General features: G+C 68.4%; 11 protein-coding genes and 1 riboswitch. Of the genes, 5 read left to right on the forward strand and 6 right to left on the reverse strand.

Translation table 11 applies throughout. The features are described from left to right. Nucleotides 1–47: 47 nt before the first annotated feature. The 4 genes from qcrC (at nucleotide 48) to GP2_RS11380 (ending at nucleotide 5,334) form a co-directional block, all read left to right on the forward strand. A complete protein-coding gene (gene qcrC / locus GP2_RS11365) occupies nucleotides 48–899 on the forward strand; it encodes a cytochrome bc1 complex diheme cytochrome c subunit (protein ID WP_006900657.1) in 852 nt (283 codons plus the stop codon). After that, complete coding sequence (gene qcrA / locus GP2_RS11370; RefSeq protein WP_006900658.1) at nucleotides 896–2,053, forward strand: cytochrome bc1 complex Rieske iron-sulfur subunit; 1,158 nt, start codon at nucleotides 896–898, stop codon at nucleotides 2,051–2,053. Before qcrC ends, qcrA begins: the two co-directional genes overlap by 4 nt. Continuing rightward, entirely contained in the window at nucleotides 2,050–3,669 is a 1,620-nt protein-coding gene (qcrB, locus tag GP2_RS11375) for a cytochrome bc1 complex cytochrome b subunit (RefSeq protein WP_006900659.1), read from the forward strand. Before qcrA ends, qcrB begins: the two co-directional genes overlap by 4 nt. Before the next feature lie 153 nt (nucleotides 3,670–3,822). Continuing rightward, entirely contained in the window at nucleotides 3,823–5,334 is a 1,512-nt protein-coding gene (locus GP2_RS11380; protein ID WP_083900234.1) for a bifunctional phosphatase PAP2/diacylglycerol kinase family protein, read from the forward strand. Between the two features lie 124 nt (nucleotides 5,335–5,458). Here GP2_RS11380 and GP2_RS11385 read toward each other — a convergent pair whose 3' ends face one another. After that, entirely contained in the window at nucleotides 5,459–5,875 is a 417-nt protein-coding gene (locus GP2_RS11385) for a cytochrome c oxidase subunit 4 (protein ID WP_006900661.1), read from the reverse strand. A 2-nt stretch (nucleotides 5,876–5,877) separates the two neighbouring features. Further along, entirely contained in the window at nucleotides 5,878–6,969 is a 1,092-nt protein-coding gene (gene ctaC, locus GP2_RS11390) for an aa3-type cytochrome oxidase subunit II (protein ID WP_040526830.1), read from the reverse strand. A 337-nt stretch (nucleotides 6,970–7,306) separates the two neighbouring features. On the opposite strand from ctaC, the gene asnB reads away from it, so the two are divergent. Continuing rightward, nucleotides 7,307–9,232, forward strand: a complete 1,926-nt coding sequence (asnB, locus tag GP2_RS11395) for an asparagine synthase (glutamine-hydrolyzing) (RefSeq protein ID WP_006900663.1) — start codon at nucleotides 7,307–7,309, stop codon at nucleotides 9,230–9,232. A gap of 118 nt (nucleotides 9,233–9,350) precedes the next feature. On the opposite strand, the gene GP2_RS11400 is transcribed toward asnB, so the two are convergent. The 4 genes from GP2_RS11400 to GP2_RS11415 form a co-directional block, all read right to left on the reverse strand. After that, nucleotides 9,351–9,665 (reverse strand): DMT family transporter, encoded by a 315-nt coding sequence (locus GP2_RS11400; RefSeq protein ID WP_006900664.1) that lies wholly within the window; start codon nucleotides 9,663–9,665, stop codon nucleotides 9,351–9,353. A gap of 9 nt (nucleotides 9,666–9,674) precedes the next feature. Continuing rightward, nucleotides 9,675–9,742: riboswitch (guanidine-III (ykkC-III) riboswitch) on the reverse strand. A 138-nt stretch (nucleotides 9,743–9,880) separates the two neighbouring features. Further along, the gene (locus GP2_RS11405) at nucleotides 9,881–10,852 is read right to left on the reverse strand and encodes a carbohydrate kinase family protein (RefSeq protein ID WP_217997244.1); all 972 of its coding nucleotides are present in this window, start codon (nucleotides 10,850–10,852) and stop codon (nucleotides 9,881–9,883) included. Between the two features lie 142 nt (nucleotides 10,853–10,994). Next, entirely contained in the window at nucleotides 10,995–11,348 is a 354-nt protein-coding gene (locus GP2_RS11410) for a HesB/IscA family protein (RefSeq protein ID WP_006900666.1), read from the reverse strand. Nucleotides 11,349–11,577: 229 nt separating this feature from the next. Next, entirely contained in the window at nucleotides 11,578–12,648 is a 1,071-nt protein-coding gene (locus tag GP2_RS11415; protein WP_006900667.1) for a glycerate kinase family protein, read from the reverse strand. Nucleotides 12,649–12,814 lie beyond the last annotated feature (166 nt).

Consider the following 12,814-nt stretch of genomic DNA (forward strand, 5'->3'; position numbering starts at 1 on the left):
ACCAGCTCTAGAAGAATCAGTCCGTCCCGCTTAGTAGAGAGTCACAGATGAGTTCATCTCCACCGCGACCGTCGGATAGCGGCACCGACGCCCGCCGCGCCAAGGCCCGACGCAAGCTCCGTCGACGTGCAAGCGGCACCATCTTGCTCCTGGCCGGTCTGGTCATGGCCGGCGTGCTCGCCTCGGTTCTGACCCCCGACCCCCAGGTCGCGGTGGCCGACGAGAGCAACGCCGCCATGATCGACGATGGTCGCAAGCTCTACGAGACCTCGTGCATCACCTGCCACGGCGCGAACCTCCAGGGTGTGCCCGATCGTGGTCCCGCCCTGCTCGGCGTCGGCGACGCAGCCGTGTACTTCCAGGTCTCGACCGGCCGTATGCCGGCCGCCCGTGGTGAGGCACAGGCGCAGCGCAAGCCCGCCAAGTTCACCACCGAGCAGATCGACCAGCTCGGCGCCTTCATCCAGGCCGAGGGCGGTGGCCCCCGTGCCCCGCGTGACGCCAACGGTGAGATCGCCGAGGGTTCGCTGCGTGGCGACAGCATCGCCCGCGGTAGTGAGCTGTTCCGCCTCAACTGCGCGTCCTGCCACAACTTCACCGGTCGTGGCGGCGCCCTGTCGTCGGGCAAGTTCGCACCGAACCTCGACGGCGTCGACGAGGCGCAGATCTACACCGCGATGCTGACCGGTCCGCAGAACATGCCGAAGTTCTCGAACCGTCAGCTCAATCCGGATGAGAAGAAAGACATCATCGCCTACGTCAAGTACGTGACCGAGGCAAACCCCAGCGGCGGTTTCGGCCTCGGTGGCTTCGGTCCCGTCAGCGAGGGCATGGTGATGTGGTTCGTCGGCGTCGTCGCCATCGTCGCAGGCGCCATGTGGATTGGATCTCGAGCATGAGCGGCAGTGGCAAGGACGTCCCGTCGAGGGACGAGCTGGAGCAGATGAGCACCGAGGAGCTCGTCAAGCTCGGTACCAATCTCGACGGTGTCGAGATCATTCACCGGGCCAAGCGGTACCCCGTCGAGGGAACCAAGGCAGAGAAGCGCGCCGAGCGCCAGATCGCCTTCTGGTTCGCCCTCGCCGGCGTCTCGGCTCTCGCGTGCCTGGGCATCTTCCTCTTCAACCACTGGGAATTCGCCCTTCCGGACGACCCGGACTACTGGTGGTACACGGTCAACACTCCCCTTCTGGGCGTGACCTTCGGTCTCTCGGTGCTCTCGATCGGCATCGCGCTGATCCTGATCACCAAGAAGCTGATCCCCGCCGAGATCTCGGTGCAGGACCGCCACGACGGCGGCTCGGCCGAGGTCGACAAGAAGACCATCGTCGCGCTGCTGCAGGACACGGGGACCACCTCGACCCTCGGCCGTCGCAAGATGCTCCTCGGCACCGCCGGCTTCGGTCTGGGCGCTCTCGCCCTCACCGGCCTCATCGCCGGCATCGGCGGCTTCATCAAGAACCCGTGGGCCAAGCGCGGCGACGCCCCGCTGTGGCACTCCGGCTGGTCGCCGATCTACAACTCGCCGGAAGACCCGAACGAGACCGTCTACCTGCGTCGTGACACCGGCAACCCGTACCAGGTCGCCTTGGTCCGCCCGGAGGACCTCGACGCCGGCGGCATGGAGACCGTCTTCCCGTGGCGTCGCTCGGACGGCTTCGGAGAGACCGAGCACTCCCGCCACAAGCTGATGGAGAGTCTGCACGAGGTCCGCAACCCCGTCATGCTCATCCGCCTCCGCCCGGAGGATGCGGCCCGCGCCGTCAAGCGCAAGGGCCAGGAGAGCTTCAACTACGGCGACTACTTCGCCTACACGAAGGTCTGCAGCCACCTCGGGTGCCCGGCCTCGCTGTACGAACAGCGGACCAACATCATCCTGTGTCCCTGCCACCAGTCGCAGTTCAGTGCGATCGAGTACGGCAAGCCGATCTTCGGCCCCGCCGCCCGCGCCCTGGCACAGCTGCCGATCACGGTGAACAACGAGGGCTACCTCGTTGCTGCAGGCGACTTCATCGAGCCCGTCGGACCGGCATTCTGGGAGCGTAAGTCATGACCATCGCCGACCGTCTCGGCACACAGGCCGAGGAAGTTGACTCGCGGTATCACCTCGCCGCGGGCATGCGACGCCAGATCAACAAGGTGTTCCCCACCCACTGGTCGTTCATGCTCGGTGAGGTCGCGCTCTACAGCTTCATCATCCTGCTGATCTCGGGTGTCTACCTCACCCTGTTTTTCGACCCGTCGATGACCCATGTGGTCTACGACGGCGCCTACCAGCCGCTCAACGGCGTCATGATGACCCGCGCCTACGAGACCACGCTGGACCTGTCCTTCGAGGTGCGCGGCGGTCTGTTCGTCCGCCAGATCCACCACTGGGCGGCCCTGCTGTTCGCGGCGTCGATCATCATCCACATGGCGCGCATCTTCTTCACCGGTGCGTTCCGCCGCCCGCGTGAGGCGAACTGGATCATCGGCTGCCTGCTGCTGATCCTGGCGATGTTCGAGGGCTTCTTCGGGTACTCGCTCCCCGACGACCTGCTGTCGGGTACCGGCGTCCGCGCCGCGATGTCCGGCATCGTCCTCGGCATCCCGGTCGTCGGTACCTGGATCCACTGGGCGCTGTTCGGCGGCGACTTCCCCGGCGACATCATCATCCCGCGCCTGTACGTCCTGCACATCCTGCTGTTCCCGGGCATCATCCTGGCCCTGATCGGCGCCCACCTGGCGCTGGTCTGGTACCAGAAGCACACCCAGTTCCCCGGCCCCGGCCGCACCGAGAAGAACGTCGTCGGCGTTCGGATCATGCCGGTCTTCGCGGCCAAGGGCGGCGCGATGTTCGCGTTCGTCACCGGTGTGCTCGCCATCATGGCCGGCGTCTTCCAGATCAACCCGGTCTGGAACATCGGCCCGTACAACCCGGCACAGGTCTCGGCGGGTTCGCAGCCCGACATCTACATGATGTGGACCGACGGTCTGATCCGTATGTTCCCGGCGTGGGAGCTCTACCTGGGCAACTACACGGTCCCGATGTCGAACTGGGTCGTCCTGATCATCACGATCATGTTCGTCCTGATGTTCGCCTACCCGTGGATCGAGAAGAAGCTGACCGGCGACGACGCTCACCACAACCTGCTGCAGCGTCCGCGTGACACCCCGGTCCGTACGGCGATCGGCGCGATGGCCTTCGCGTTCTACATCCTGCTCACGCTGAGCTGTATGAACGACGTCATCGCGCTGAAGTTCGACATCTCGCTGAACGCGACCACGTGGATCGGCCGCATCGGCCTGATCGTGCTGCCGCCGCTGGTGTACTTCATCGCCTACCGCTGGGCGATCGCACTCCAGCGCAGCGACCGCGAGGTCCTGGCCCACGGCATCGAGACCGGCATCATCAAGCGCCTGCCGCAGGGTGCCTACATCGAGGTCCACCAGCCGCTCGGCCCGGTCGACGACCACGGACACCCGATCCCGCTCCCCTACGAGGGTGCTGCCCTGCCGAAGCGCATGAACAAGCTCGGCTCCGCCGGCGCCCCGGGCACGGGTTCGCTCATGGTCGCCGACCCTGCGGACGAACAGATCCGTAACGTCGAATTCGAGCACGAGCTCGAGGCCGAAGAGCGGAAGGCGCTCCGCGAGCTGCAGGCGAAGGGTGGCAACCCGCTCGACTGACAGCGAGACCCACGAGAACGGGCCGTCGCGCACCTCTGGTGCCGGCGGCCCGTTCTCTTTTCTGTCCCGTTCGTTGTCAGCGGTGAGGAGCACCCCCTCCCCTACCCCACCGTCTGCCCGCCGCCCTCGTCCGTTTGTGGCACCGTGGACGCCATGCGCGGTCCAGGCAACACGGCGTCGTTTCGGCTCCCGGCACGCGGGCTCTCCCAGATGGTCAGGGGCCTCGGTGCCCTCGACGCCGAGATCTACGAGAGCATCGCCCGCTCGCCCAGCCCGCTGCTCGACACGACCATGCCGGTGCTGTCCCGGGCCGCCGATCACTCGAAGCTCTGGATGGCGATCGCCGCCGGCCTCGCGATGTCCGGTCGACCGTCCCTGCAACGCGGTGCGGCTCGAGGGATGGCGTCGCTGGCGGTGACGAGCCTGGTGACCAATCAGGGCGCCAAGCGGATCCGACGCCGTGCGCGGCCTTCTCCGGGGCTGATCCCGCTCCCCCGCCGAGGGCGCCGGCAACCGACGTCCAACTCCCTGCCGTCCGGACACTCCGCCAGCGCAGCGGCTTTCGCGGTCGGCGTCGCCATCGAGAGCCCGCCCGCCGGGCTACTCCTGTCTGCTCTGGCGGGGCTCGTCGGCCTGTCCCGCATCGCGACGGGCGCACACTACCCAGGCGACGTCGTCATCGGCCTGGGCATCGGTGCCACGATCGCCACGATCGGCGCTCGGATCGTCCCGCCCATCACCGAACCCTCGCTGTCGCTTGCCGATCCGTGGATCGTCGACACCGGCGCGCGCCCGGACGGACGGGGTCTCGTCGTCGTGGTGAATCCGGCGTCCGCGGACGGCGAGGGACGCCGCGTCCTGGCCGAGATCCGCGCGGCGCTCCCCGCCGCCGAGATCGTCGAGCTCGGGGACGCCGACGACGTGCCCGCGGTCATGGCCGACGCGGCGTCGAGGGCCGAGGTGCTCGGGGTCGCCGGCGGCGACGGCACCGTGGCCTCCGCTGCGGCCGAGGCGATCGGCGCCGGGATTCCGCTCGCGGTGTTCCCCGCCGGCACGTTCAACCACTTCGCGCGCGACATCGGATGTGCGACGGTGTCCGACACCGTCGCGGCGGTGGCCTCGGGTTCGGGCTCACGCGTCGACGTCGTGTGGCTCAACGATTCTCGACTCATCCTCAACACGGCCGGCGCGGGCGCTCACCCGCACTTCGTCCGGGTCCGCGAACGGTTGCGTCATCGGATCAGCCGTCCCCTGGCGACCGCCACCGCGGTCTTCCGCGTGCTCCGAAAGGACCCGAGCGTCCGGATAGAGGTGGACGGGCGGGTGAGCGAGGTCTCGCTGTTCCTTCTCGGGAACTCGGTCTACCAGCCGACCGGATTCGTGCCGACGCGGCGTCTCCGACTCGACGACGGTCTACTCGACGTCCGCTACCTCGAAGCCGGCGGGAATCGGTCGACGGTCCGGCTGTTCGCCGCGCTGGCCGCCGGGCAGCTGCAGCGCTCGCGGCTCTATCACGAGATGCAGGTCCCCGAGTTCGCCTTCCGGAGCGTGGACGGCCCGATCGCGCTGTCGCACGACGGCGAGGTCGAGCAGACGCTCACCGAGGCCCGATTACGCGTGGACTATCGCAAGCTGGTCGTCTGTCGGCCCGCGCAGGTCCTCTGAGGCTCTCTTCGGCCCCGGGAGGGCAGCTCCCCGAGGTTTCGGACACCACCCCCATGGCCCCGCATACGAAAGACGCCCCCACCGAGACGGTGGGGGCGTCTTTCGCTGATGCTCTGAGAGTGTGTCAGTGCTTCTCGGGACCGACGTGGTACTCGAAGACGAGTCCGGCCGCGGTGCCCATGATCACGACCACCGCGAAGATCGCGAGCCAGAAGTTGGCGCTCGCGAAGCCGACGGCGAACATCGCCGCGCCGAGCGCGATCAGGATCGGCCACCAGGAGTGCGGGCTGAAGAAGCCCAGCTCGCCTGCGCCGTCCTCGATCTCGGCATCCTCGTAGTCCTCGGGGCGGATCTCCACGCGACGCGACACGAAGCGGAAGAACGTGCCGGCGATGAGGGTCAGGCCGCCCGCGAAGAACAGACCCACGACGCCGACCCACTCGATGCCCTTGGAGGTGAACACCGTGAAGATGGTGTAGGCGACGCCGGCCAGCGCGAAGAAGGCGGTGAGCATCTCAAAGATGCGGGCCTCGATCTTCATCGTCAGCTCTCCTTCTTGGTGCAGTTGGGGAGGGTCGTGTCATTCGGGTTGCCGGTGGCGGTCGCCGAGCCGTCGCTCTTGCGGCGGGTGTCGAACGGAGCCGTCACGACCGAACCCGGGACCTGGCAGATGGCCTGCAGCGCCTCGGCGTTGGTGGCCTTCGGGTTGGCCTGGCGGAAGCGGATGTAGGACTCGAAGTCCTCGGGCGACACCGCGCGGATCTCGAAGTTCATCATCGAGTGGTAGGTGCCGCACATCTCGGCGCAGCGGCCCACGAAGGCGCCGGTGCGATCGATCGAGCTGATCTGGAAGATCGGGTCGCTGGCGTTCTCCTTGGGGAACGGCAGGACGTCGCGCTTGTACAGGAACTCCGGGACCCAGAACGAGTGGATCACGTCGCCCGACGCGAGGTCGAACTCGATGCGCTTGCCGGTCGGCAGGACCAGAACCGGGATCTCGGTCGAGGTGCCGACGGTCTCGATCTTGTTGAACTTCAGGTAGTCGCGGACGTCATCGTCGCGACCGCCGGCGGGACCGGGCAGCTCGCCGCCGTGCTCACCCTCGACCTCGGGCTCGGCCTCGACCTCGCCGTCGCGCTGCGCCTGCAGCTGGAACGGGTTGCCGTCGGCCTCGAAGCCGTTGTAGGTGGTGCCGTCGTCGAAGATGACCTTGTTGTAGCCGAACTTCCAGTTCCACTGGAATGCGGTGACGTCGACGACGACCTTGGAGTCGTCGTTCTTCGCCTCGACGTCGTTCTGGACGATCACGGTGAAGTAGAACAGCACCGCGATGATCACGAACGGGATCGCCGTGTAGGTGAGCTCCAGCGGGACGTTGTACGCGGTCTGACGCGGGAACACGCCCTTCTTGGCGTCATTCGCCCGATGGAAAGTGATGGTCCAGAAGATCAGGGCCCAGACCAGAATGCCCATCAACAGTGCGGCGATGACCGACCAGGTCCAGAGGTCGACCATCTCCTTGCCCTGGGGCGTGATGCCCTCCGGCCAACCGAAACGCATCGCCTCACTGGCGTCGCATCCCGACATCAGCAGAGCGCCGAGTCCGAGAGCGGCGACCACTCCCAGTCGCTTCATCGCCCGCGACGCAGATGAGACACGCCGCGCTCGGGGCCGTCCACCGTGTGCCAATTTCACGCCTTCCTGCTCGCTCACCGGCGCCCTCGCGCCGTGGTGAGTGCATGCCACATGACCTGCACAGGGCAAGTACCGGCCGCACACATACGACCAAGTCTTGCACCTAGTACTACGCAGCGTAGACCAACCGGCGGAAGCTTTCGTGATTGGGTCTTGATCCGGTCGTGTCAGGGCACGCCAGATCGGAATCCCGCTGGTCGCTCAGGCATACTCGGACGCGACCCGGCGACGAGCCGGGCACTCGATTCGCCTGCGAAAAGATTGGGGACTAGCCAACGTGTGTGGTCTGCTCGGCCTTCTGACATCCGACCGGACGGCCGCCGAGGTCGTCGACGCGGTGGCGACGGCCTCGCACTGCATGCGGCATCGCGGCCCGGACGAACCGGGCACCTGGCACGACGAGGACATCGTCTTCGGGTTCAACCGGCTGTCGATCATCGACATCGAGCACTCCCACCAGCCCCTGCGGTGGGGCCCGCCGGAGAATCCCGAGCGATACGCCCTGGTCTTCAACGGCGAGATCTACAACTACCTGGAGATCCGCGAGGAACTCGCCCGCGACGAGGGCGCGACCTTCCGCACCGAGGGCGACGGCGAGGCCATCGTCGCGGCCTTCCACCACTGGGGCCCGGACGCGGTCCGGCGGTTGCGCGGCATGTTCGCCTTCGCCATCTGGGACACCGAGAACCGATCGCTGTTCCTGGCGCGCGATCCGTTCGGCATCAAGCCGCTGTTCGTCGCCACCGGCCCGGGCGGGCTCGTCTTCGGCAGTGAGAAGAAGAGCCTGCTCGAGCTGATCGAGCGCGTCGGGCTCGGCAAGGAGCTCGATCCGCGCGCCATCGAGCACTACACGGTGCTGCAGTACGTCCCCGAGCCGGAGACCGTCCACACGTCGATCCGCCGGCTCGAGTCCGGGTGCCACGCGACGGCGACCCCCGGCAGCCCGCTGTCGGTGCGGCGCTACTTCACCCCGCAGTTCGGCGTGAAGCCGTTCACCGACGCGACGCGGCAGAAGCGGTACGACGAGATCGCCGACGTGCTGGCCGACTCGGTGGCCAAGCACATGCGCGCCGACGTGACCGTCGGTTCGTTCCTGTCGGGCGGCATCGACTCGACGGCCATCGCCGCCCTGGCGATCCGGCACAACCCGGACCTGATCACGTTCACCACCGGCTTCGAGCGCGAGGGGTACTCGGAGATCGACGTCGCGGCGGAGTCGGCCGAGGCGATCGGCGCGCGCCACGTCGTCAAGGTCGTCAGCCCGTCGGAGTTCATCGAGGCCCTGCCGGCGATCGTCTGGTACCTCGACGACCCCGTCGCCGACCCGGCCCTGGTCCCCCTCTACTTCGTCGCGGCCGAGGCCCGCAAGCACGTCAAGGTGGTGCTGTCCGGCGAGGGCGCCGACGAGTTGTTCGGCGGCTACACCATCTACAAGGAGCCGCTGTCGCTCGCGGCCTTCGACCGTCTCCCCCGCTCCCTGCGCCGCCTGGCCGGCAAGGTCTCCGATCGAATCCCGGAGGGCACCCGCGGAAAGAGCCTGCTGCATCGCGGATCGCTGACCCTGGAGGAGCGCTACTACGGCAACGCCCGCAGCTTCGACGACGCACGGCTGCGCGCCGTCCTGCGCGACTACCGGCCGGAGTGGACCCACACCGACGTCACCGCCCCGATCTACCGGATGAGCGAGGGCTGGGATCCGGTGGCGCGCATGCAGCACCTCGACCTGTTCACCTGGCTGCGCGGCGACATCCTGGTCAAGGCCGACAAGATCACGATGGCCAACTCCCTCGAGTTGCGTGTGCCGTTCCTGGACCCGGAGGTGTTCGCGGTCGCCGAGCGCCTCCCCCACGACGAGAAGATCGCGCACGGCACCACCAAGTACGCGCTGCGCAAGGCGCTCGAGCAGATCGTCCCGGCGCACGTGCTGCATCGCAAGAAGCTCGGCTTCCCGGTGCCGATCAGGCATTGGCTGGCCGGCACCGAGATGTACGACTGGGCGCACGACGTCATCACCAAGAGCCAGACCGACCACATCTTCGACAAGGCCGCGGTCATCAAGATGCTCGAGGAGCACCGCGAGGGCGAGGTCGACAACAGCCGCCGCCTGTGGACCGTCCTGATCTTCATGCTGTGGCACGGCATCTTCGTCGAGGGGACGATCGTGCCGCAGATCGTCGACCACACCTACCCGGTTCGGCTGTAGCGCCCGGCCTCACGCCGAGACCCCCCCGGAAGACGCCCTCCACAGGCCTGCCGACGCCGATGCGTCGTTCGCGGGCCTCCCGAGGACCGAATCCGGGGGCGGTTTCGTCTCGTGCGACTCAGTGGGCGAGCTTCAGCCCGATCACCCCGCCGACGATCATCACCAGACACAGGACCTTGACGACGGACAGGGTCTGTTCGCCCGTCATCGCGGCGTAGACGACGGTGAGGGTCGCACCGATCCCGACCCAGACGGCGTATGCGGTGCCGACCGGCAGTTCCCGCATCGCGTAGGCCAGGCCACCCATGCTCGCGGCCAGCGCCACGAAGAAGATCGCCGTCGGCACGAGCTTGGTGAAGCCCTCGGACCTGCCGAGCGCGGTGGCCCACACCGCTTCGAGAACACCGGAGATCACCAGGACCAGCCAGGACACGACAACCTCCTCGGGCCGTCTTGTCGCGTTCCGGGTACGGCACCCCTCGTCCGGGAGTCCAGGTGGGCGGACTCTGGCTCCACGTTGGCACATCGCCGCTCCACCCGGCAATGTCAGGCCGGTCACCGGCGTCGCACCCGGCGGACGACGGAAAACGGGTGGCACGGGCCCCGGTCGGACGCCGGGGCACATGCCACCCGTTCGGTGGGTTCGGATCAGAACGCGGCCTTGATCTCCGCCGCGGCCTCGACGCCGTAGGCGCCCTCGATGCGGGACAGCGCCTCGTCGAGGTCCCACGACCAGTCCTGCGTCGACACGGTCTCGAGAACCAGCACCGCGACCATCGAACCGACCTGCGCGGCGCGCTCGTAGGACAGTCCCTTCGTCAAAGCCGACAGGAAGCCGGCGCGGAAGCCGTCGCCGACGCCGGTCGGGTCGACCTTCTCCTTCTCCGGCACGACGCCGACGTGAATCCGGGTGCCCTCGCGGTCGACGATCTCGACGCCGTCCTTGCCCAGGGTGGTGATGCGGGTGCCGACCAGTTCGGCGACCTGGGCCTCGGACAACCCGGTCTTCTGGCGGAGCAGGCCCCACTCGTATTCGTTGGTGAACAGGTAGGTCGCGCCCTCGATGAGCGCACGGGCCTGCTCGCCGTCGAGACGGGCGAGCTGCTGGCTGGGGTCGGCCGCGAACGGGATGCCCGCGGCACGGCAGGCCTGCGTGTGCCCGATCATCGCGTCGGGGTCGTCGGCGCCGATGAGCACGAGGTCGGGGTCGCCGGTCTCGGCGATGACGTCGGCGAGCCGGATGTCGCGGCTCTCGCTCATCGCACCCGGGTAGAACGAGGCGAGCTGGGCCATCGTCGTGTCGGTGGTGCACATGAAGCGGGCGGTGTGCTGGGTCTCCGACACTCGGACGCCGCGGCAGTCGACGCCGTTGGACTCGAGCCACTGACGGTATTCGGCGAAGTCCGCGCCGACGGCGCCGACGAGGACCGGCTTGCCGCCGAGCTGGCCGAGGGCGTAGCAGATGTTGCCGCCGACGCCGCCGCGGCGGACGACGAGATCCTCCACCAGGAAGCTCAGGGAGATGTGTTCGAGCTGGTCCCCGAGGAACTGCTCGGAGAACTTCCCGGGGAACTTCATCAGATGGTCGGTTGCGATGGACCCGCATACAACGATTGCCACTGGCGCTCTCAGCCCTTCAGGTGGTGGGACGGACAGCTGTCCACGCTACCCAACCGGTCCCGCCAGACGACACCGGCCGCGTCCCGAGGTGGGACGCGGCCGGTTGACGGTCGACGGCGCGAGGCCGTCGTGAGGGAGAAACTCAGTTGAACGAGTCGCCGCAGGCGCAGCTGCCCGTCGCGTTCGGGTTGTCGATGGTGAAACCCTGCTTCTCGATGGTGTCGACGAAGTCGATCGTCGCGCCCTGCACGTACGGGGCGCTCATGCGGTCGACGGCCAGCGTGACGCCGCCGAAGTCGGCGGTGAGGTCACCGTCGAGGGTGCGGTCGTCGAAGAACAGCTGGTAGCGCAGGCCGGCACATCCACCGGGCTGCACGGCGATACGCAGTGCCAGGTCGTCGCGACCCTCCTGATCGAGCAGTGCCTTCGCCTTGGCGGCGGCTGCGTCGGTGAGGATGACGCCGGTGGCAGTACCCGTTTCGTTCTGCACGGTCATAGATGCTCCTGTTGTGGTGTGGTCCCGGGATGGGCTCGTCCCAGCGCCTCGGCGTGGTGCCCGAAGCGAGGAGACACGCACCGTTCGCCGGGAGGTCGACCGGTTGTGCCCGTGACTACAACCGTACCCCTCGACGCGGTATTCCCGCCCATTCGCTCCAGGGTTTGCCGACGTCGGGCCGCTGGTCCCGGCGCTCCCGGCTCAGGAACCGGGACCGCCGTGGCGCCGGTCAGTCCCCCATCGACGCCGCCACCCCGGCCGCGAGCCTTCCGAGCTGGTTCTCCGCATCCTTCATCGCGACCTCCACAGAGCCGGCGACGTCGACGATCGCGTGGGCCCCGGCGATGCCTGCCGCGGCGATCTCCTCCGGCGTGAGGGTCACCTGCCCGGCCAGCACCAGGGTCGTCGCCCCCGCGCCGCCCGCCCCGACGGTCTTCGCCAGCGAGTGCAGCGCCGAGACCACCTTGCCCCGCAGGGTCTGGGAGTCGAATTTCCCCTCTCCGGTGACGACCAGGTCCGACGCCGCGACCTCGGCCTCCAGCCCGGTCGCCTCGGCGACGACGGTCGCGCCCGACACCCGCGTCCCGCCGAGGGCGATGAGTGCGGCGCCGAGGCCTCCCGCGGCACCGGCACCGGCATCGCCGGTGATGTCGCGGCCCGCGATCCCGCTCAGCACCGACGCCCACTCGGCCAATCGCCTCTCCAGGAGTTCGACGGTGTCCGGGTCGGCACCCTTCTGCGGACCGAACACCGCCGCGGCGCCGAGCGGGCCCAGCAGCGGGTTCTCCACATCCGACGCGACGACGATCTCGACGTCGCGCACGAGCCGCGCCGCCGCCTCCGGCCCCCCGAGTGCGTCCACGAGGCCGGCACCGCCGTCGGTGGTCGCGCTGCCGCCGAGGCCCACCACGAGGCGTCGGGCGCCCGCCGCCACCGCGGCCCGCACGAGCTCCCCCACCCCGTGGGTGGTCGCCGAGACCGCGGTGCGCGGGGTGGGCCGGCCGCCGAGCTGGTGGAGTCCGCAGGCCTGGGCGCACTCGACGTAGGCGGTCGCCGAATCCGCGTCGTGGAGCCAGCGAGCGGTGACCCCGGCGCCGAGCGGACCGTGCACGTCCTCGGTGACGACGGTGCCGAACCTCGATGCCAGCACGTCGACGAAGCCCGGCCCGCCGTCGGACTGCGGCGCGGTCACCAGGACGTCCGACGGTCGTGCCGATCCCCAGCCACGGGCGATCGCCTGCGCGGCCGCCACCGCGGACATGGTGTCGCCGAAGGAATCCGGCGCGATCAGGACATGCACCCCGGCCTCCTCGCCGATCGAGGGGCGCGGTGGGCAAGCGCCGCCGACCCCGGTTCAGACCTCGAAGTATAGGAGCGCCACCGGCACCCGGCAGGGTGAGCGATCGGTCCGCCGACCGTCCCCCGGAAAGCGACGACCACGCGATTCGACCGCGATCGGCATCCCC

Origin of the sequence: Gordonia paraffinivorans NBRC 108238, from assembly GCF_000344155.1 — a bacterium.
GTDB classification, from domain to species: domain Bacteria; phylum Actinomycetota; class Actinomycetes; order Mycobacteriales; family Mycobacteriaceae; genus Gordonia; species Gordonia paraffinivorans.